Origin of the sequence: Microbulbifer sp. 2205BS26-8 (genome assembly GCF_030731025.1) — a bacterium.
GTDB lineage: Bacteria > Pseudomonadota > Gammaproteobacteria > Pseudomonadales > Cellvibrionaceae > Microbulbifer > Microbulbifer spongiae.
Map to the genome: position 1 here is coordinate 40547 of NZ_JAVAMR010000011.1, position 21554 is coordinate 62100.

At 53.0% G+C, this 21554-nt stretch carries 17 protein-coding genes; 8 read left to right on the forward strand and 9 right to left on the reverse strand.

From position 1 onward, the window contains the following. Positions 1 to 268: 268 nt before the first annotated feature. The 4 genes from Q5Y71_RS05770 to Q5Y71_RS05785 form a co-directional block, all read right to left on the reverse strand. Positions 269 to 1471, reverse strand: coding sequence for an FtsX-like permease family protein (locus Q5Y71_RS05770; RefSeq protein ID WP_306040816.1), 1203 nt, complete (start codon positions 1469 to 1471; stop codon positions 269 to 271). A 9-nt stretch (positions 1472 to 1480) separates the two neighbouring features. Further along, positions 1481 to 2800 (reverse strand): ABC transporter permease, encoded by a 1320-nt coding sequence (locus tag Q5Y71_RS05775; RefSeq protein WP_306040818.1) that lies wholly within the window; start codon positions 2798 to 2800, stop codon positions 1481 to 1483. A 12-nt stretch (positions 2801 to 2812) separates the two neighbouring features. After that, positions 2813 to 3514, reverse strand: coding sequence for an ABC transporter ATP-binding protein (locus Q5Y71_RS05780; RefSeq protein WP_306040821.1), 702 nt, complete (start codon positions 3512 to 3514; stop codon positions 2813 to 2815). Between the two features lie 91 nt (positions 3515 to 3605). Then, positions 3606 to 4886, reverse strand: a complete 1281-nt coding sequence (locus Q5Y71_RS05785) for an efflux RND transporter periplasmic adaptor subunit (protein ID WP_306040823.1) — start codon at positions 4884 to 4886, stop codon at positions 3606 to 3608. A gap of 377 nt (positions 4887 to 5263) precedes the next feature. On the opposite strand from Q5Y71_RS05785, the gene Q5Y71_RS05790 reads away from it, so the two are divergent. Next, positions 5264 to 6769 (forward strand): SulP family inorganic anion transporter, encoded by a 1506-nt coding sequence (locus Q5Y71_RS05790; protein ID WP_306040892.1) that lies wholly within the window; start codon positions 5264 to 5266, stop codon positions 6767 to 6769. After that, the gene (locus tag Q5Y71_RS05795) at positions 6769 to 7671 is read left to right on the forward strand and encodes a universal stress protein (RefSeq protein ID WP_306040825.1); all 903 of its coding nucleotides are present in this window, start codon (positions 6769 to 6771) and stop codon (positions 7669 to 7671) included. The genes Q5Y71_RS05790 and Q5Y71_RS05795 overlap by 1 nt, the downstream gene beginning before the upstream one ends. Positions 7672 to 7681: 10 nt before the next feature. On the opposite strand, the gene Q5Y71_RS05800 is transcribed toward Q5Y71_RS05795, so the two are convergent. Further along, on the reverse strand, positions 7682 to 9355 hold the full coding sequence (locus Q5Y71_RS05800) for an aminotransferase class V-fold PLP-dependent enzyme (RefSeq protein WP_306040827.1): 1674 nt from the start codon (positions 9353 to 9355) through the stop codon (positions 7682 to 7684). Positions 9356 to 9549: 194 nt separating this feature from the next. Here Q5Y71_RS05800 and Q5Y71_RS05805 point away from each other — a divergent pair, with 194 nt between their 5' ends. Beyond that, positions 9550 to 10020 (forward strand): Lrp/AsnC family transcriptional regulator, encoded by a 471-nt coding sequence (locus tag Q5Y71_RS05805; RefSeq protein WP_306040829.1) that lies wholly within the window; start codon positions 9550 to 9552, stop codon positions 10018 to 10020. A 19-nt stretch (positions 10021 to 10039) separates the two neighbouring features. Here Q5Y71_RS05805 and Q5Y71_RS05810 read toward each other — a convergent pair whose 3' ends face one another. Continuing rightward, positions 10040 to 10723, reverse strand: a complete 684-nt coding sequence (locus Q5Y71_RS05810) for a DUF2238 domain-containing protein (protein ID WP_306040831.1) — start codon at positions 10721 to 10723, stop codon at positions 10040 to 10042. 339 nt (positions 10724 to 11062) lie between these two features. Between Q5Y71_RS05810 and fabV the strand changes: the two genes are divergently transcribed. Beyond that, positions 11063 to 12244, forward strand: a complete 1182-nt coding sequence (gene fabV / locus Q5Y71_RS05815) for an enoyl-ACP reductase FabV (protein WP_306040894.1) — start codon at positions 11063 to 11065, stop codon at positions 12242 to 12244. A gap of 428 nt (positions 12245 to 12672) precedes the next feature. Here fabV and Q5Y71_RS05820 read toward each other — a convergent pair whose 3' ends face one another. Then, on the reverse strand, positions 12673 to 13443 hold the full coding sequence (locus tag Q5Y71_RS05820) for an SDR family oxidoreductase (protein ID WP_306040833.1): 771 nt from the start codon (positions 13441 to 13443) through the stop codon (positions 12673 to 12675). A 204-nt stretch (positions 13444 to 13647) separates the two neighbouring features. Between Q5Y71_RS05820 and Q5Y71_RS05825 the strand changes: the two genes are divergently transcribed. Further along, entirely contained in the window at positions 13648 to 14616 is a 969-nt protein-coding gene (locus Q5Y71_RS05825; RefSeq protein WP_306040835.1) for a flavin reductase, read from the forward strand. A 45-nt stretch (positions 14617 to 14661) separates the two neighbouring features. Beyond that, complete coding sequence (locus Q5Y71_RS05830; protein WP_306040837.1) at positions 14662 to 15735, forward strand: Rieske 2Fe-2S domain-containing protein; 1074 nt, start codon at positions 14662 to 14664, stop codon at positions 15733 to 15735. A gap of 35 nt (positions 15736 to 15770) precedes the next feature. On the opposite strand, the gene Q5Y71_RS05835 is transcribed toward Q5Y71_RS05830, so the two are convergent. Continuing rightward, the gene (locus Q5Y71_RS05835; RefSeq protein WP_306040838.1) at positions 15771 to 16544 is read right to left on the reverse strand and encodes an SDR family NAD(P)-dependent oxidoreductase; all 774 of its coding nucleotides are present in this window, start codon (positions 16542 to 16544) and stop codon (positions 15771 to 15773) included. 313 nt (positions 16545 to 16857) lie between these two features. Further along, complete coding sequence (locus Q5Y71_RS05840) at positions 16858 to 18420, reverse strand: AMP-binding protein (RefSeq protein ID WP_306040841.1); 1563 nt, start codon at positions 18418 to 18420, stop codon at positions 16858 to 16860. Positions 18421 to 20319: 1899 nt separating this feature from the next. Between Q5Y71_RS05840 and Q5Y71_RS05845 the strand changes: the two genes are divergently transcribed. Both Q5Y71_RS05845 and Q5Y71_RS05850 read left to right on the forward strand, forming a co-directional pair. Continuing rightward, positions 20320 to 20808, forward strand: coding sequence for an Lrp/AsnC family transcriptional regulator (locus Q5Y71_RS05845; RefSeq protein WP_301414858.1), 489 nt, complete (start codon positions 20320 to 20322; stop codon positions 20806 to 20808). Beyond that, positions 20805 to 21278, forward strand: coding sequence for an Lrp/AsnC family transcriptional regulator (locus Q5Y71_RS05850; protein ID WP_301414857.1), 474 nt, complete (start codon positions 20805 to 20807; stop codon positions 21276 to 21278). Before Q5Y71_RS05845 ends, Q5Y71_RS05850 begins: the two co-directional genes overlap by 4 nt. The last annotated feature ends 276 nt before the right edge of the window (positions 21279 to 21554 follow it).

A 21554-nucleotide genomic window follows, 5' to 3' on the forward strand; every position in this document is an offset into this window, starting at 1 on the left:
GGTTGCCGTGGTTGAAAACTGTCTCGAAAAAGTGTCGGTCCATATTGTCTTTTTCTCCAGTCAACTCCTGGGGGATCGCGGTTGGGCAATGATCGGGTTTTGTTCTGTATCACCGCGCAAACAGCATCTAGCGCGTTCTGCTGTGGGAAAAGTGGACATGGGTTCGAACATGGCAAACCTCTCAGAGGGGATGGTTGGGGTGGTCGGCAACTGCTTGTTTCAATATTCCGACAGCCTGTTTGGCTGCCGCTGCCATAGTGTATCGGGGCTACACGCTTCTGGTGGCGGTTGCCGGGGAAATATTGGCGGCGCGCAGGGCCGGTGCCAGGGCTGCGCAGAGGCTGACCAATAAAATCACCAGTGCACAGACGGCCAGCGGTAACAGTGTCAGCACCGGCTGTGAATAATCCCGCACCAGATACTGGTTGGCGATCAGGGCGGCGGCGGCGCCCAGAGCGATACCGGTAGCGGCAATCAGGCTGTTTTCCAATAGGAAATAGCGGCTGATATTGGTGCGTGTGGCCCCCAGGGCCCGCCGCACCCCAATCTGTTTGGTGCGCTGGTTTATCCAGAAACTGGTGAGCCCCACTATGCCCAGCGCCACGATAAAGCCGAGCATGGCGCCAACCGTGGACAGGACCTTGACCATCATATTGTCCCCGGCGTAGCTACGGGCCATACGATTCGACAAAGTATTCACCTTGATTACCCTTTCCGGGTCCCGCTCCGCGAGCTTGTCGGCCAGTAGCTTGAAGACCCTGTCGCGCTCACCGCTCTCTGTGCGTACCAGATAGTTCATGGATTGAGTGGTTCGCAGGGCTGGGAAAAATACCACGTTGCCGGCAGATGACCAGTCTGGCCAGGCGCCCAGGTGGCGCTCCACGATACCGATAATCTCCATGGGACTGTTACCGTTGTACAGGGGCTTGCCCAGGGCATCTTCGCCAGGAAACAGCGTTTCCGCCAGTTGCCGCGTAACAATAATAACAGGAGCCTGCCGTTGCTCATTGGGGGCAAAAACCTGCATGTCTGTTTGGGTAAAATTGCGCCCGGCCACCAGGGCCAGGCCCAGCGACTTGATAAAATGGAGGTCGGTCCTGTAATAATTGGCAATTGCTCCCCCGGTTTTCTGGTTCGGCTGGGTGTGATATGCGTTCGCGGAGCCGGAACCGGAAAGCGGAATCTGGTGACTGGGGGTGGCATCCACCACACTGGGCAGGGTGCGCAGCATGTCCAGGTCGGCGCGCACCGCACCGGCCATATCATAATCCTGCGGGATCGCGAGGAAATTCACCGTAAGAATATTCTCCACATCCATGCCGGTTGGGCGCGCCATTTTCTCTATGCGATCCGTGACGATCAGCAGGGTATTGCTCACGATGACCAGGGTTAGCGCCAGCTGCAGGGCAATCAACAGCGCGGAGACCTTGTGGTGCCAGAGGGTCGATAATATCGGTTTGAATTCGAACATGGACAGGCCTCACTGGGTTTTCAGGTAAATGGCGGGATTGGTGTGGCTGATGCGCCAGGCCGGGTAGAAACCAGCGAGCAGGCTGGCGAATAATGCCAGTCCAATAGCGGCGAGCATCATCAGCCAGTCCATGGAAGCCACAGTGTCGATCCATCCCATCGCCAGATGACGACTGGCGCGGATACCGACCAAAGCGACAAGGATACCGGCAATACCGCCTATGACTCCGATTGCGGCACTCTCGATCAGGTGCTGGATAAACAGGGCGCTGCGGCTCGCCCCCAGAGCGCGGCGCACACCCGCCTCGGGGGCCTTGCGCAGGAACTTGGCCAGCAGCAGGGCCACCCCATTAATGACGCACACCAACAGAAAGGCCAGGGAGACCCACCCCAACACGCGGCTGTCGTCTCTGAGAACTTTGTTGAGCCGCAGCCATTCGGAGGGCCTGCTCAAGGCGAATTTCAGTGGCCGCTGAAAGCGCCCCTGGGCTTTTTCACCCTGGATATGGGCGGTGAGGAATGTCTCGTATTGCTGTTTTTGCTCACCATCGCGCAGCTCCACCCAGTATTGAATCCACACGGATTCGCTTTGCAGAAAGCCCTCATAGCCCTCTGATCTGGGACCACTGGCCCACCCGGTGTCATTGCCCCAGGTGTCTATTTCAAACCGTCGGTGCAAACCGAAAGGCACAAACAGGGCTTCCGTATTCGCAAAGGGACTGTTGTTGAGGTCGTAGACCTTGGGAGCGGGGTTCCAGTGATCGATCACCCCCACCACGGTAAAAGGTTCGCCATTCAGGGTAATGCTTCTGCCCACACTGTTTTCCCCGGCAAAGAGTTTGTCATTGGTGGCTTTCGACAGCACCACCAACTGCTCAGGCGACTGGTCCGCCGCGCTGTCCCAGGTGCCGCCATACAGAAAGGGGGTATCGAACAGGGTGAAGAAATCCCGTGTGCTCACCCGTGCCTGGGCCACAAAGGGGCGCAGTTGCGAGTCCTCCAATTCAACAGTAAAACCGAAACGATGCATGGCGACCTGACGGGTGGGAATATCCGAGCGCAGCAGTGCCTGGGCATCCCGGTAGGTCAGCTGCCAGGGTATTTCATTGGCAGTGTCAAAGGCTTCTTCGTTGGGGTCCCAACTGTCCAGCTGCACCGCGTAAAGGACATCGTTTTTATGCTTCAGAGCATTTCGCGACATCATATAGTTGAGGGTGAGCACGGTCATCGAGGCGCCCACGCCGATGGCGATGGCGGCAACCATCAGGCTGCTCAAAATCGGCGTGCTGCGCAGGCTGCGCAGCGCCAGGGAAAGATAATAGACAATCATTCTGTGGGCTCCCTAAGCACTGACGGCGTCGGATTGCTGGGTGACCGGGCGCAGATCGCAGACCTGTCCATCCACAATCTGGATATTTCGGTGGGTGCGACGGGCCAGATCCGGGTCGTGGGTGACCATGACGATGGTGGTGCCCCATTCGTTGATAAATTCCAGCAGTTCCATCACCTGGCGCGCCATCAGGGAGTCGAGGTTGCCGGTGGGCTCATCCGCGAGTAGAAAGCGCGGCTCGCCGGCCAGGGCGCGGGCGATGGCGATACGCTGCTGCTGTCCGCCGGAGAGCTGCGCCGGCAGGTGTCTGGCGCGGGCTGACAGGCCCACCTGCTCCAGTACTTTATCAATACGCTTGCGGCGCTCTTTGGCAGTAAATCCGCGGTAGCGCAGCGGCACATCGATATTGTCGAACAAATTCAGATCGGGAATCAGGTTGAAACCCTGGAAAATAAAGCCGATTTTTTCATTGCGCAGGCGCGAGCGCTGGCGATCATTGAGGTTGCTCACGTCCTCGCCATCCAGCAGGTATTGGCCACCCGTGGAGGTTTCCAGCAGTCCGGCGATATTCAGGAAGGTGGTCTTGCCGGAGCCACTGGGACCGGTTACGGACACAAACTCCCCTTCTTTGACTTGCAGGCTGAAGTCTCGCAATGCGTGGGTTTCGATGGTATCGGTGCGGAAACTTTTGCGGATGTTATGCATTTTGAGCATGGCGATGTTCCTTGTTGATAACAGAATTTTTTGGGTCTTTGGGGGGTTGCACATTTGCGCGGCCGCCCACCGGTGAAATTTTTTCGCGGCGTTAGTCCTTCAAGGCAACCAGCTGTGCGTTTTCCAGTTCCTCGGCGGCGGAGATAATGATTTGATCCCCTTCCTGCAGTCCGGACACAATCTCCACTTGTTTCAATCCCAGGGCACCGACCTGGATGGATACCCGCTCCGCCTGTTGCTGATTATTCAGGCGGAAGACATGGCGGCCACCACTTTGGTCGAGAAATCCTCCCCGTTTTACCAGCAATACGCCGTTGCGGTTTTCCAGCAGGATACGGGCGGTGAGGCGCAGGTTCTGACGCAGGTTCCCGGGTTGTCCTTGGGTAAAACGCACCCTTGCGATGACCTGGTTATTGATGACTTCGGGTGAGATGGCGGTAATCTCGCCGGGTAATTCCTTGCCGCTGAGATTGATGGCGACTGCCATATTCAGGCCAAGGTCATCGGCATAGTTCTCAGGGACTGCGGCTTCCAGTTCGAAACTGGTGAGATCCACCACTGTGATCAAGGGAGTATTGGCCGCAACCGCACTGCGTTGTGGTACGGCCAGGCTGCCGATGGTGCCGCTCACGGGTGAGAGGATGCTCAACTCACGCACGCGGCGTTGCAATTCTTCTACCTGTAACTTCTGCTGAGAGACCTGTAATTGGAGTGTCTGGGTATCAAAATTCAGGGATTCTTTTTCCAATTCGGCATTTTGTACGGCCTGCTCATATTCCAACTGAGCACGGGCCATATCATCCTTGCTTTTTTCAAAATCGAGCAGGGAAATAATCTGCTTTTCCATGGAAAGCTCAGCGCGTTTTAATTCCCGCTTGGCAGCGGTGAGGTTGACCCTGGCGAGATCTGCCTTTTGCCGGTTTTCCATCCGCTGGCGTTTGGCCTGGATCTTTTGCCGCTGTAACTCCACAGTGAGTTGGTTGAACTGCGCTTCCTCCTGGGCCAGTTGATTGGAGAGTTCCGGACTGTGAATCGAGGCGAGGAGTTGGCCTGCCTCCACGGTGTCCCCTGCTTTTACCGCGAACTTCACAATGCCCTGGGCGGGGCTGTACAGGGTGGGGCTGTTGGCGGCAACCACTTTGCCCTGGACGACCAGGTCGCGAATCAGGTCGCCGCGCTCTACCTGGGCAATATTGATCTGTGACAGGGACAGGGTGTTATCCACCGAGCCAGAGCTGTGCCAGGCGCCAATACCCCAGGCCAGAAACGCTGCGGTGAGACCGAGCAGGGTGGAAGCTCGATAGGTTTTCGGGTTTTTCCAAAACGGTGCGGTTTCGATTTTTGTATCTTGCCTGGAAGTGTCTCTGATCATTGCGGCTTGTTATTGCTCTACGGGGTTGTGTCTGCTTTATGGATTTGGATGCAGTGCATTTCTGCTTCGGATGCAAATCCGTAAAAGCGGCTTTGCATGGGAGCACGCAATCGCTATGCCAGCTTGTGAATTTTCTATAACTGATTGATTTTTAATGCGTTGATAAGTCAACAGCTATTTTCTGTAGCTGCCGGGGTGTCCGCCGAAGGTGTCCGCTGTCCGCCCTGTCCGGGGAGCGGACAGGATTTTTCAAACCGAGACAGATGCCCTCAATGGTGCCGACAGTCCCGGGTGGCCACTTGGGGATCATGCGGGGGCGGGTGGTTTGTGGTAAAGTGCGCGGCCTTTTTCTGCTCCATTTAGCTGTACGGCATTTTATGTTCCCCCCCTCGCTGTTTTCTTCCTCCCGGGCCGATTGGTTCGGCAATATCCGTCGAGATGTACTTGCGGGCCTGGTGGTGGCACTGGCACTGATTCCCGAGGCCATCGCTTTCTCCATTATTGCCGGGGTGGACCCACGGGTCGGCCTCTACGCTTCCTTCTGTATTGCTGTGGTGAGCGCCTTTGTGGGCGGGCGTGCGGGGATGATCTCTGCGGCCACCGGGGCCATGGCCCTGTTGATGGTCACTTTGGTGAAGGAGCACGGCCTGCAGTATCTGCTGGCAGCGACTTTGCTCACCGGGGTATTACAGGTCATTGCCGGTTATCTGAAGCTGGGCAGTCTGATGAGCTTTGTATCCCGTGCGGTGGTTACGGGGTTTGTGAACGCCCTGGCCATTTTGATCTTCCTGGCGCAGATGCCCGAGCTGACCGGGGGCTCCTGGGAGGTCTACGCCATGACGGCTGCGGGCCTGGGTATTATCTATCTGTTTCCGTATATACCTGTGATCGGCAAGGCTGTGCCTTCACCGCTGGTATGTATCCTCTTACTGACCGCTGTTGCCGTGATCATGGACCTGGATATCCGTACCGTGGGCGATATGGGCGCGCTGCCGGATACCCTGCCAGTGTTCCTTTGGCCGGCGGTGCCGCTGAACTTCGAGACCCTGCAGATTATTTTCCCCTATTCCGCCGGTTTGGCGGTGGTGGGACTGCTGGAATCTTTGATGACAGCGACCATTGTCGATGAACTCACCGACACTCCGAGCGATAAAAACCGCGAGTGCAAGGGACAGGGCATCGCCAATATTGCTGCGGGCAGTCTGGGTGGGATGGCCGGCTGTGCGATGATCGGGCAATCGGTGATCAACGTGAAGTCCGGCGGCCGCGGCCGCCTCTCTACTCTGGTGGCGGGGATCGGCCTGTTGGCACTGGTGGTCTATCTCAGCGACTGGGTGGCGGTGATTCCCATGGCGGCGCTGGTTGCGGTAATGATCATGGTGTCTGTCGGTACGTTTAACTGGGACTCCGTCCGCAACCTGAAGCGCCACCCCCTGTCCACCAACCTGGTGATGCTGGCGACAGTGATTGTGGTAGTGTGGACCCACAACCTGGCCTATGGTGTATTTGTCGGCGTGCTGCTGGCATCTTTGTTCTTCGCCAACAAGGTCAGCCATTTTATGTATGTCAGCAGCAGGCTCGATGCGGTGAAAAGCTGTCGCACCTATAAGGTCATAGGGCAGGTGTTTTTCAATTCCGCAGACAAATTCAGTGCATCCTTTGATTTCAAAGAAGTGGTGGATACGGTGGTGATCGATCTGAGCCGGGCGCATTTCTGGGATGTTTCCGCCGTGTATGCGCTGGACAAGGTGGTACTGAAGTTCCGTCGCGAGGGCGCACAAGTGACGCTGGTGGGATTGAATGAAGCCAGTGAAACCATCGTCGACCGGTTCGGCGTACACGATAAACCCGAGGAAATTGAACGGGTTCTTGGAGGACATTGATGGCCGTTAGCAGCAGTGAGAAGAACAATAAGACAACCTGTAATGGTGGCACCCCACCGTTGGTGCTCTCCTGTATCGACGGTTCCCATTACACCGGTGCGGTGTGTGATTATTCGGCCTGGCTGGCGCGGAATCTGCAGGCACCGTTGAAGCTGTTGCACAACATCGAGCGCAGCAATGTCCCTGCGGTGACGGACTTTACTGGCAGTATCGGCCTTGGCAGCCAGGAGGAGCTGTTGGAAGAGCTGACCGCGCTGGAGCAGGAGCGCGCGCAGCTGCTGGTGAAACAGGGCAAATTAATGTTGCAGGCCGCACGCAAGCGCGTCGAGGAAGCCGGGCTCGAGCAGGTCATGACCTGCCAGCGCCACGACAGTCTTGCGGAGTCTGTGGTGGACCTGGAGGATGGCATCCGCGTTCTGGTGCTGGGTATTCGCGGCGAGGAGCATGGCGATTCCGAGCAGGGCCTGGGGGCGCAGTTGGAAACGGTGGTGCGCTCCCTACACAAACCGATCCTGGTGGTGAACCGGGAATTCCAACCTCCACATCGGGTGATGCTCGCTTACGATGGTAGCGAAGCGGCGCGCAAAGCGCTGTCTTTGGTCGCCGGGAGTGCGCTTTTCCACAGTCTGTCTTTGCACCTGGTGAATGTGGGGCCTGCGGAAACGGCGGAAGTGCTGTTGGCGGAGGCCAGTGCGCATCTGGACGAGAGGGGCCTGGCTGTGAGTGCCAGCCACCTGCAGGGCAATACGGTCGAGGCCCTGATCGCCTACCAGATGGAATATCAGATCGATTTGACGGTCATGGGGGCCTTTAGCCACAACCGCCTGCGCGACCTGCTGATGGGCAGTATTACCGCCAAAATGCTGCTGAACACCCGCCAGCCGCTGCTGCTGCTGCGATAGGGGTTCCCCCTTACAGTACTAGCGCGGCTTCCGCGGGGCTCACAAACCAGCGCAGTTTTTCCGCGTCTTCAGGAAGTGACAAATCGTAGTGTTCCCCTTTGCGATGCTTGCGACACAGTTCCCGCTCGGCAAGGGCCAGATACTTTTCCAGGGCGCACAGCGGCGGTTTCGTCTCTATTGGCACTGTTGCCAAGTCGCTGAAGTCCTGCTGCGCCAGACAGGAGGTGGAAAGGGGTTTTTTGCCCTGGAAGCGCCAAACGCCCTGGGCTTCATCGTAGCAGTAGTAAGGCAGCAGTTTCCAGCCGTGCTGCGCCACCAGTGATACGGCTTCCAGCAGGTAGGTAAACACCTCCTCACTGATAAAGTAGTTGAAATTCAGGCGTACCCAACCGGGGCGCATCAGCTTTTGCCCCTTGAGTATCTGCTCTTCCAGCGCGCGACTATAGGCCATATCGATACCCAGCAATGTGTGGCCGTAAGGACCGGCGCAGGAACATCCACCGCGGGCCTGGATACCGAAAAGATCGTTGAGTAGCGCCACCACAAAGCCGTAGTGCAAATCGCCACCGCGCCATTTGATGCGCAGGGAGACAATGGAGAGGCGCGGTACGTCTGGATTGCCGAGAATCTCGATATTTTCCTCCCTGGACCAATGCGCCAAGGCCCGATCTACCAGTGCTTTTTCACGCCGGGTAATCTCATCAATGCCCACTGCGCGCTGCAGCTTGAAGACCATGCCGGCGCGGATGGATTCAATGATGGCCGGTGTGCCTCCCTCCTCCCGGCGCTCGGGATCGGTCAGGTAGCGGTGATCCTCAGGGGTGACGTAGAGTACCGTGCCCCCTCCCGGTGTCGCCGGTACGGCGTTTTGCAGCAGCCGCTTATGCACCACGAGTATCCCCGGGGTGCCGGGCCCGCCGACAAATTTGTGGGGAGAAATAAATACTGCGTCCTTGCCGCTGTTGCCCTGGGCATCCTGCCGCCCGCACATATCGATGGCCAGATAAGGCGCGGCCGCAGCATAGTCCCAAAAGGACAGGGCACCGTATTGATGCAGCAGGCGGGTCACGGCTTCCACATCGGTCACAATGCCTGTCACATTGGAGGCAGCAGAAAAGCTGCCGATCTTGAGAGAGTGGCCGGCGTGAGCCTGCAACTGCCTCTCCAGGGCATCCAGATCCAGGGTGCCGGTATTGTTCAGGGGAATGGAAACCAGCTTGGCGATGCTCTCCCGCCAGGGCAATTCGTTGGAGTGGTGCTCATAGGGGCCGATAAAGATCACCGGCCGTCGCTTCGCGGGGATACTGTCCTGCAGGCCGTGCCGCCGGTTCAGGTCCGCAGGCAAGCGCAGATTGAGGATATCGATCAGTTTGTTGATTGCGGCGGTGGCGCCGGAACCACAGAAAATGATCTTGTGCTCGGAGCCGGCATTGATCGTGCGCCGGATCTCCTCGCGCGCCTCTTCGCGCAGGGCGGTGGTCTGTGCACCTGTATATGAGGTCTCGCTGTGTGTATTGGCGTAGTAGGGCAATACCCACTGGCGAATCGCGTCCTCAATAAAAGTCAGGGATCGCCCGGAAGCGGTGTAGTCCGCATAGATCAGTGGCTTCGGGCCAAAAGGGGTATCGATCGGTTGCATATCACCGATCACCGAATTGCGGATGTGATTAATCAGCGTCGTCATAGTCTATTGCCCCCGTTTGAACGACCTTATTCTAGGGCTTTCGGGGTGAAACAATATGTCTGTAAGTGCCTGCTTTTTGGTGATAATCGAAACGTTGTGCCAAAGAAGTCTGTTATCAGAAACGATGAGATATAATTGTTATCTATTATGAGACGTATAGGTTTTGGCTGTTGTGGGCGGTGAAGGGGTGGGTGATGGGATTAAGTAAACAGGACCGACAGATTCTGGAGTGGCTGCAGCGGGATGCGACCCTTTCTGTGGGGGAGGTCGCCGAGCGGGTAGGGTTGTCCAAGTCCGCCTGCTGGCGACGTATTCACCGGATGGAGGCGGACGGCGTCATTGCGGAGCGGGTGACGCTTCTGAACCAGCACAAGTTAAACCTGCCGCTGACGGTATACATCTCTATCCGTACCAACCAGCACAATGATCAATGGGCGACGCGGTTTGGTGAATTGGTGCAGGGGATTGCGGAGATTCTGGAGGTCCACCGCATGAGTGGGGATCTGGACTATCTGCTAAAGGCGGTAGTCACCGATATGCCCGGCTATGACCGTCTGTACAAGGAACTGATCAAGGCCGACCTGTTTGATGTCAGTTCCAGTTTTGTGATGGAAACCATGAAGCAGACAACCCGCCTGCCACTGAAACATGCGATGGGCAAATGATACTTAGGCACCAGCGCGCTCATCGCCGCGGTGTTGCCTCGCCCGGGGCCTGGTTGTCCGCCGGTATATACCGGTTGCTGCACTGTTTCCTGGCACTGGCATTGCACCACAGGTTCAGGGCCAGAACCACCAGCATCGCAACCATGGAGCCCAGTCCGGCCAGCAGCATATCTTTTTGTGCATCCCAGATATCTCCCTGGGAGCCGAGGTAAGCTATGCCCAGTTCCGGTGAGACTGTGCGGGCTGCCAGCCATTCGATGATTTCATAGATGGAAGACAGGGCGAAGGTCACGTCTACTGGAAAGAAGTAAGTCCAAAAGCCGCGCAGGCCCGCCAGACGCACCAGTATCTCCCGTATCGGATAGGCCAGTAACAGTCCAAAACTGAAATGCACCAGTCGATCGTACATATTGCGTTCGGCTTCGATCCATTCCTGCAGGGCAAAGCCGAAGGGCACTTCCGCGTAGGTATAGTGGGAGCCGATCACATGCAGGCACATAAACAGGGTAATCAGCGTATAGGACACCCTGGAGAGCGGAAAAGCACGCGTGCTGACCAAAATCACCGGCAGCGCAGCGAACACCAGGTAATTTTCCAGCAGCCAGTCGTCCGGATGCAGGGGCCGCCAGGCGGACCAGCCCCAGGTGAGGGCAAAAACAGCCAGTAAAGACAGGTGGAACCCATGTTGGCGGAGCGCGAGCATACCGGTGGAAACCCCACTGCAGAAAATTAAATACGCGCCAGCATACACCATTGTGTGCAATGGGTTGCCCCTGAACACACTGTGACTGCCTCCTGGTGCGGGGTTGGGCGGTAGGGCAGATGGCTGCTTTGGCCGGTGGCCCGGATATTTTGGACAAGCCGGGGTCCTGCGGTGAATCGCCGCTATGGGACTCCCGAGCCACAACCATTAGAATGGCGCGTCGAGATGGCCCAGGCGTCGGTACGCTTGTATTTCGGTCATCGTTGCCCCGGTACGCCATTGGCGTATCTGCGGTTACAAAACCACGATTCCCCAACTGCGAAGGGAGAGACAGTAAGGATGATCATCCAGCCGAAAGTACGCGGGTTTATTTGTACCAATGCCCATCCACAGGGCTGTGCAGCCAACGTGCGCGAACAGATTGCGTATATCCAGTCGCAGCCGGCCATTGAGAAGGGCCCCAAGCGGGTATTGGTTGTCGGTGCCTCCACCGGCTACGGGCTGGCCTCGCGAATTACAGCCGCTTTTGCGTGCGGCGCCAAAACCCTGGGGGTTTTCTTCGAGAAACCACCAACAGACAAACGCACTGCCTCCGCCGGCTATTACAATGCCGCTGCTTTTGAGGCCGAGGCGCACAAGGCGGGACTCTATGCCAGGAGCATTAATGGTGATGCCTTCTCCGACAGTGTGAAGGCCCAGGCCATCGAGACGATTAAAGAGGACCTGGGGCAGGTGGACCTGGTTGTTTACAGCCTGGCTTCGCCGCGCCGTACCGATCCCAAAACCGGTACACTGTACAGTTCGGTACTAAAGCCTATTGGCAAATCCTACACCGCCAAAAACCTCAATACTGACAAGCTGGAAATCTCCGATATCACCGTCGAGCCTGCCTCTGAGGAGGAGATCACCTCTACAGTGAAAGTGATGGGTGGCGAGGACTGGGAGCTGTGGATGCAGGCCCTCGGTGATGCCGGAGTACTGGCGGAGAACTGCAAAACGGTGGCCTACACCTATATCGGTGACAAGCTCACCTGGCCGATTTACGGCCATGCCACTATCGGCAAAGCCAAGGAGGACCTGGACCGTGCGGCAAGGGCGATCAGCACGAGTGGCCGCGCCGCCGCCAATGTGGCAGTGCTCAAAGCCCTGGTGACCCAGTCCAGTTCTGCTATCCCGGTCATGCCCTTGTATATCTCCCTGATCTATAAAGTGATGAAGGAGGAGGGGACCCATGAGGGCTGTATCGAGCAGCTGTATCGCCTCTTTACCGAAGGGCTCTATACCGATACACCGCGTCTGGACGGGCATAACCGCCTGCGCATGGACGATAGGGAACTGCGCCGGGAGACCCAGGCCAAGATCGAGAAACTCTGGCCAGCAGTGACTGCCGAAAACCTTTTCGACTTGACCGACTTCAAGGGCTACCAGGAGGACTTCCTCAAGCTGTTCGGGTTTGGGGTGGAGGGTATTGATTACAATGCGGATACCGAGCCGCAGGTAGAAGCGGAGTTCAGGGCATAAAACTGGGCCTGCACTCATAGGCCTCTGCTGTCCTGGGAGCGCCTTGCCGTTCCGTTGTCTGCGGTTTTCACTGCGCCGTGAAACCTTTGTGGGCAGGGTTTCCGCGGCCCGACTTTGCGGATATCCCCACGGCTGGCTGATTTTCAACGGATGGTGCCGGCTGGGGATTTTTACGATCGCATAGCGGAGTGCTGCAATAGGGCCAACTCGGCTTGATGTCCCCTGTTCAGGGATTGTGGCTGCGGTGGGCTGTCGGTTTGCTCGGTAGATCACTCTGCGTGGTTGCCGCCATGTTTGGTGTTCACAGCGACGACGGAATACACCTTCTCAAGCATCTGTTGCTTCGTGGCCAGCGGCCCCCGGTAACGATTCAATTGCCCATACTTTTCTGCACATTCATTCGGGTTGGAGTAATTCTCCATGTGCTGCTAAGGGTCACCTTGGAGAGATAAAAACGCGGGTGGCTCGCCGCCGCCATGTACTGCAAGCGAAGCGCCGGAAATATAAGCTGCATCATCCGATGCCAGGTATAAGCAGGCTTTGCCAATATCATCTGCGCTAGCCATACGTTTCATTGGCAGATGCTCCTCAATTTTAGTAATCCCCTCTGCGCCGCCATAGTGCCCAAAGGCCGCTTCGGTTTTTGCCATTCCTGCAATGACCGCGTTTACGCGAACAGCCGGTGCCCATTCCTGAGCCAGTGATTGTGTCAGGTTTACCAGGCCCGCTTTGGCGGCACCATAGGCGGCAGTACCAGGGGAGGGTCTAGCGGCGGATATACTGGCAATATTGATAATAGAACCACGCTCTGCGGTATCAACCATTGCCATATATGCCTGCTGACTTAGCACTGCAGGCGCAGTGAGGTTGAGGGTGATAACTGCGGACGTAAATCGCGGTGGAGCGTTTTTTGCATCAATCTCGGGGCTGCCCCCGGCGTTATTGATCAGTATGTCCAACCGCTCGGTCATACTCAGGGTGAAATCAATCAGTCTTTGTGTTGACTCAGGATCCCGTACATCGGTGGAGTGAAATAGAGCGGATCTACCACTGGTGGATGGCAGCATGGCAGGTTTTTTACGGGCACAGATGATTACATTGGCGCCAGCGTTGAGAAATTGTTCGGCAATGCCCTTGCCGAGGCCCCGTGAACCTCCTGTGATCAGCACAGTTTTTCCGGGAAACTGATATCTTTTCATACCCACCCAGCGGCCATGTAGTGATGGTGATTTTTGTGCATTTTCTTTTGCATGGTCGTACTCAACCAACACTATATAATTGCCGGATTAAGAATATGGCTGTGTTGGCGCTGCTGCGGATTGTAAAAACAAGATTCACCATTAATTACAAGTATACTTAGTGCTTGCATAAACTACTACTCAAATATTTGTGAAATATTAGCCATGGGTACAATAGATCCATTAGAATTTCGTCAGGCTTTAGGCAGTTTTGCTACGGGTGTTACGGTAATTACCTCTATTGATCAGGGAAATAATCCGGTTGGTGTCACGGCGTCGAGCTTTAACTCGGTGTCACTTGATCCGCCACTGGTGCTTTGGTCATTGGCGAAAAATGCAATGTCGCTGTCTTCTTTTCAAAACGCCGGGTATTTTTGTGTACATATACTTGCAGCCAGCCAGCAGGATACCTCGAATCAGTTTGCCTCCAGGGGGGCAGATAAGTTTGCTGGTATCGACTGGAGGAGAGGGATAGGCAACTTGCCTATTTTGTCTAAGTACGCTGCACGCTTCCAGTGTAAAACAAGCTATCAATACGAAGGTGGTGATCATATTATTTTTGTGGGCGAGGTGTTGGAGTGTGACCGGGTTGAAGAATTGCCACTAGTTTTTCATGGCGGTAAATACGCCCTTGCTAAAACCAAAAATAGCAACGAGAAACCCGGAGAAGCCGTTAATATTGCGGCAGGTACCTTCTCGGATCAGTTTTTTTTATACTTGCTATCGCGTTCACATTTTCAGGCTGCCCATAAGCTGCAAAAAGACTTGTGTAAAAGTAATTTGAATAAAGAAGAATATCTTGCTCTGACATTGTTTGGTATGGGCGGTAGTCTTTCTTTTCAGGACTTGCATGATCGCATGGAGCATACCGGATATAGCCCTAGTCATGGGATGCTGCAGGATATGTTGGAGCGCGGATTGATTGTGGAGACGATGAAGGGAACTCTGGACGAAATCAAACTTTCCCTATCCGTAAAAGGACGTAAACTCTATGTCAGCCTGCTGGCAAAGTCGAAAGCGATTGAAGAGGAATTGCTGGATGGATTTTCTCCTGAAGAAGTGGCGGACACGCGGGATTTTCTCAAGCGTTTTATCCAGAAGACAGATCCCGGAATTCCGGATCTATGGCAGTGAACCTAAGTAATCACCAGTTTCGTAAATAGTCAATCGGAGAAAAATATGGCGCTCGTAGAAGAATTTGATTTGGGTGAATACATCTTTCCGCGTGGTTGGTTTATGATCGCTGAGGCAAGTGAGCTGGATGATGGCCCCAAGGGTGTGCGGTTTTTTGGAAAGGACTTTGCGCTGTATCGAGGCGAAAGCGGCCGGTTAGTGCTGCTGGATGCCTATTGTCTGCATATGGGAACACACCTGGCCAAAAGCAACAGCGCCTCCATCGTGACCAATCATGAGCAGCTGGAGGGAGACTCAATTCGTTGTCCATATCACGGCTGGCGCTATAATCCGGAGGGCCAGGTTGATGATATTCCCTACTTTGACGGCCCGTGTCCCAAGGCTAGAATTAAAAGCTACCCTGTTGTTGAAACACTGGGTGCAATTATGATGTGGCACGATCCTGCTGGGGGTGAGCCAGATTACCAGGCCCCGGATTTGAAAGCGTGGCATGACTCGCAATGGATCAATGGATGCTACGACCATCTGGGTGATATAGCCATTCATCCGCAAGAGATTATCGATAATATGGCCGATGCGCATCATCTGGGCCCAACTCATGGTGCCCCCTGTGAGTATTTTGAGAACGAATATATAGGCCACAAATATTACCAGCGTCAGGGAGGATACCACCGGATGTACCGCGCTTACCTAACAACTTTAACCTGGTATACCGGTCCGGGTCTTTTGTTGTCTAGGCAGCGTTTCGGTGACAACAACGGTTATGAGTTTATTTTCCATACCCCGGTTGATAAGGGTATGGTTAAAGCCTGGCACAATAATCTTTCTCTGGCACCGGGTGTCAATCCCGGAGAGCAAGACATCGCAAATGCAAAAATGGCACAAGAAGGTGCGCTTGCCGCTTTTGCGCAGGACTTGCAAATATGGGCGAATAAAAAGCCGGCATTACAAATTATGGCGCTACCGGTAGAGCGCAATTTCCGGTTGGGGAGGATATGGTATCAACAGTTCTATAATCCCATTGAAAAAGCAAAAGAATTCCATGCTAGGGTGAATGGCAAACACCACCTAAACGGTCTCGCTAAACCCAGTGCGCTAGCGGTGGAATTGCAGGAATAAGCTCGGACAGGGAAAGGCTTAGGTCAGTGGACTGCTCAGACACTGTAGCCGCCGTCAACGCAGATCATCTGCCCCGTGACGTAATTTGCGCGGTTCGAGGCAAAGTAAGCGGCAGCTTCGCCTACATCCCTGGCTTTGCCGAAGCGTTTCAGGCAAAGTGAAGCTTTAACAGCTTGCTTCCACTGTTCGTCAAAGATGCCCTCTTTTTCAAGGCGCAGATAGATGCCAGCTTCAATCACACCGATTGCAACCGAATTTGCACGAATATTGTGGACACCCTCCTCTTTGGCAATGTGTTGCATGATGGCTTCAATGCCGGCTTTCGGGGCAACCGATAACGCATCTTTGGGCGGGGTTCGGATCAAACCCGCGGAAGAGATGTGTACAAAGCTGCCGCCACCCTGAGCGCGCATATGAGGAATGGCTGTTTTGGCTATCCGATAAAAACCGTTGAGATCGTTGTTGATCACCTCCTCCCACTGCTGATCAGTGATGTCGCTAAAAAACGGCTGGGCAATGTCCGATCCTGCGGCCACAACCACAGTATGAACTCGGTTGTGTGTTTTAACAGCGGAATCAAAGGCGCTTTTAATACTGGCGGCATCGGAAACATCGGCCCGATGAATCGAGCACTGGCGACCCATAGATTTGATTTGCTCAGAAAATTGACATGCTTTTTCAATACTGCTTTTATAGGTAATGGCAATATCGCTACCGTATATGGCAATGTGTTTGGCGCAGCTGCTACCGAGACCGCCGCTTCCGCCATAAATCAATGCAGCACCACTTGGGAATTCTTGTGTTTTCATAACATAGGTACCTGAATGCAGAAAACATGGGTTTCATTAATATCCAGCCAGGTTTTGTGTTGAACGAAGGGCTGGGGCTGCCTTTGTCAATGTGTCCATCATAGACCGTTAAAAAAACAAAATCCGTAGGGAATCGTAAATTGTACTGCCGATGCACCAGTGTATAATTATCCTGAACTATGCATTTCGGCTTATAATTCCCCAATACCGTGTAGTGGGGTTTCAGATGGTAAGAGCCCTGCGTGAGCTACATCCGTGTACGGCGGGACTCTACTGATGCGATTACTTTCAGGTTAACTACCCTTAACGTTTCCTATTGCTCGAGAAGGAATTTTTGTACTTTTCCAGAGGCATTTCTCGGCAGCGATGTAACGAAGTGTACTACTCGCGGTACTTTGTAATTGGCCATATGTTCCCGAAACCAGTTGCGGAGTTCATAGGGAGACGGTTTCCCCTCTTCCTTTAGCACGATATGTGCAACACCCACGCTACCTAGGCGGTCATCCTTAATGCTTGTTACTGCGACCTCTGTAATAAATGGGTTCCTCAATAATAAATTTTCGATTTCAGCCGGATAACAATTAAACCCGCCACAGATATACATATCCTTGGCTCTGTCGGTAATCTTGATATAGCCATTGGTATCTTGCCAGCCGATATCACCGGTATTCAGCCAGCCGTTCTGGTCGATCGCCTGTTCGCTTGCCAGGGGATCGTCAAGGTAACCCTGCATCACGTTAAAGCCTTTAACAAAAATATTGCCAATTTCACCGGATGGGAGCTGCTTGTTGTTTTTATCCAGAATCTTGATTTCAATACCATCAATAGCGCAACCAGCGGTATTGGCGATGGTTTCAAGATCATCATCCTGGCGACAGATACTGACAACGCCGCATTCAGTTAAACCATAACCGGTATAGACCTCTTTGAAACCGAGTATCTGTTTCATGTCGCGCACCAGCTGCTCTGGCACTGAGGCTGCACCGGTCACTGCGCAGCGAAGGCTGCTTAGATTGGTGTGGATTAACTGCGGTGAGCTTAGCAGTGACTGAAATACAGTGGGCGCGCCTGGCAGCATACTTATCTGCTTTTCGGCGATGGTCTTCAGAATGGTATCCGCATCAAAAAACGGTTCTGGAAAGGCCGTTGCGCCGGTGAGTAAACAGGCCAGCCAGCCTGCTTTGCAGCCAAAGACATGGAAGAAAGGGTTAACAATCAAATAACGGTCCTGCTTGTTCAGTCCAACCGCCGCTGCCCAAAGTTTGAAAGTAGCGACTACTTGGCCATGGTTACTCATAACCCCTTTGGGTACACCGGTGGTACCCGATGTATACAGAATGTCAGACAGTGAGTCGCCACGCAGGGCACCGATACATTGATCAACATGCTGATCTGTGACGTCGTGACCACGGGCAAGAAATTCTGCCAGTGAGTTTGTAACCGCATTCTCGTCAGCGGGTTGTCCACGCAACACAATAATTTCGTGTACACACTCTGGCTTATATGCATTGAGTAACCGTAAATAATTTGTGTCGAGAAAATCACTGACTGTAAATAAGAGTTGGCTATGGGATCGATTCAATATATCTCCAGCCTCGATCCCCTTGTAGCGTGTGTTCAATGGTACCAGAACGCCGCCGGCCATCATGCCGCCAATAGCTATCCAAATCCATTCATGAATATTAGGTGCCCATATGGCAAATCGATCACCAGCCTTGAGTCCGCTCGCAATAAAGCCCCTGGCAGCTTCTTTTGACCTGTTTTTCAGCTCTTCAAATGTCAAAGTGATGCCGTGATCATCAATAGCAACTCGCTCGGGCCACTGATCGGCTGCATCAATGGCCATAGCGGGAATTGTTTGTGTCAGATCTACCATGCTGTCAGTCCGCTTGAATGCAGGCTTGTATATATTTTGAGGCAGCACCATAGGATGGTGGCCAAGAATCGGTGATACAGTGTGTGAATAGTTTATCGTATAAAAGGCTATATCATACACATATATAAATTAAATAAAGTTATTTTTAGATAATACCTGTATGGTTTTCATACTCCTCTTTCTGATTAATACAATCAGGCAGCCACCAGTTGCCTGATATTTCAGTGGCCACAGTCCTAAAGCTCTCATAACACCCAAACCAGTCACATGACAGTTCCTGTCCAGAAAGGCAGCCTGCGGGCCAGTAAAAACGCTCCCGGGAATCGCCAGAATGAGGCTCCCGGACCGTGCAAGGCGTATAGGCTATCTCATCAGCAACAGGTTATTAATCCGAAGCCGGAAAACGTAATCGCGAAAATTGCGCGACAGATCTTTCTTGAAGAAAGTGCTGTGTCTTCGATCGGATTCAAGTTCGGTCAGTGGCGGAATTGTCGTGGATATCAGCCTGTGTTGTCACTTGCGCTTTGTTGTGTAGATCGCCATAACGAGCCATTCATTGCAGTGTGATCTGCTTCCCAAAAAGTTGTTTTCCGCCTGTGGCAGTGTAGAGAGATGCTGCACACCGGTGGATAAAGCCGCCAGGCACGTCTGGGGCCAGCAGAGGCCAAGTTGTTCTCCACCGGTCTTACCTTCCTTGTGCACACTATTTATTGTGTATAAATTTAAGTATATTGTACGAGTATGTAAGTTTTTTTTAAAAAAAATGATATTAATCGTAAAATAGTTGCTATAAATATACGAAAAATGATATGATTTGTCAAAAGGCCCATAGAGTAACAAACATTGGAATAGAGGGAGCAGGTGTACTCGACACAATGAAAGTGTTTGGCTTGTCGCAGGGCATTGCTGGCCCGATGGCTACTATGGTCCTGTCCGACAATGGTACGAGGGTGAGCAAAATAAGAGAGCCTGAACGACCCCCAAGAGATGGGTAACCCGGGTATCGTGTGATAAGTGCTGCGCCGGCTATATGAGGATTGCGGTGGTCCGTATTTTTACATACCCAGAGGTTCGGTCCGTGAGTTGTACAGGTCGCTGAAACCGGGAGCTAGCAGCTTTTTAGGTGGATTAAAAGGGCGTTGGCCAGTGGGCTAACACCAGTTTGAAAATTTCCTGATGAGCCGCATTTCTCGACATGAATTATGCACGGCGCCCCCCACTGCGCGGAAAGATGCATAAGCCGGTGGGTGCTGGAAATTAACTGGGCGCCAAATCAGAAATTTGGGCCCGATGCTTTCCTTAGTATCCTATGGAACCCGGTGCCAGACATGGCATCACCTAAGAGTCCAGATTGGATCAGGTCTGCAATGGGCGAGATACTGGTTTTTGAGCACTATGGTCGACAGTTGGCAGAGATGTCGATGACACTCACGCACGACGAAAGGAAGCTAGAAGCGGAGAGGACCCGGCAAAGAATTAAAAAATTCACAGCCGGAGAACACTTTATCTGATGGGTTGTTTTCACAGAAGGATTGCGTTGCCAGATTTGGCGATCTCAGGTACGGCGTTGCGCATCAGCTAGGTAACCTCGATCGTGCAGGCGAGTTGGGAAGACTGAGGGTGTAAGCAGTGGCAGGGTAAAGTATGGGGGCAATTACATGAACATTTTTTGAGCTATTCAGCATTCTGTCAATAGGTCCTTTCGCTCAAAAAACATGCGATGCGTATTTTGACGCACTATAGTGATTGCCCTGTGTATCAGGCTTTTGATTAACAAGCCAAGGAGAGGATGTCGAGCCAAATATGATGATCCTGGATTTTTACACGGTTGCCCTGGGGTAATGTATTACCTGAAGTGATAGAATTTGTTTGGATAGTAATCATTCATCGGGTAAGTAGATGGGTAAAGAAAACAAAAAAGTGATTGATAAGGATGTTGTTTTAGATGACGTTGATCACCGAATTATCGAAATGCTGCAAATTGATGGGCGGATGTCTATACGGGATATTGCTAACAAAATTGGTTATACCTCTTCAATTGTGCGCAAGCGCATACAGCGCATGACAGATGCTGATGTAATGCGCGTGGTTGCGGTGACGGACTTTAAGGCCGCTGGTTACGAGCTGATGCTGGCGATTGGCATTGAAGTAGAGAATCGTAGCGCTGAGGATGTGGGGATGGAGCTTGCGGAATTGGACGAGGTGTTCAGCGTAAATATGACGACCGGGATACACGATCTGGATATTATGGTCGCCGCTCGCGATTTTGAAGAATTATCCTATTTTTTGCATGAAAAATTTCAGAGTATAGAAGGAATTGCCAAATTAACCCCAGCTATCACCGTGGATGTTTTTCGATATGAATCTGGGTGGGTAGGCAAGTTATGAGTAACGGGAAACTGGATGAAACGGATCAGAAAATTCTCGAACACCTGTGCATTGATGCCCGTGTCAGTAATCGAGAAATTGCAGAATCGATGAATTTAACTGAGGGCACTGTGCGTGGTCGAATAAAGCGTATGCAATCCGAGAATATGATTCGCATCATGGCTATTGCTGATGTACGGGTGCAAACCGGATACGAGAATCCGATGATGGTGTATCTCGGTATTCATGCCGATCTGAAGGGAGTCAAAGAAACTGCAAAAGAAATTAGCAGGTTGCCGTTTATTCGCTTCGCGGCGACGATGTTGGGTCGATACGATATCTTAGCGATTTCTTTTATTGGTTCTAATGAAGAGCTAATCGAGCACATTAATACAGACATTATGACTATTAAGGGTGTTCGTCATGTGGAAACAAAACTGGCGATTAAAAGCCTGAAATACAATTATCGCTGGGGAAGAGTGATCAAATAGCTATATTTTCCTCAGTGTTTCTCTAAATTTGCATATAGATAATTTTTTATTGGTGAATTTAATATTGTTATTGTGCAATATTTGCTTTTTCTATTGTTGGGAAACAGCTAACCAGGAGAACGTCTATGTCGCTGGCAGTAACAACAGAACGCCAAACATCGAGACTCGATGTAGCACCCTATCTTGAGAGTATCAAACAGCACAGTGCTGAAAACAGGAGTCAACGGCGGCTGTCTGAAGCAACTATACAGCAGTTCAAGGCATCAGGGCTGATCA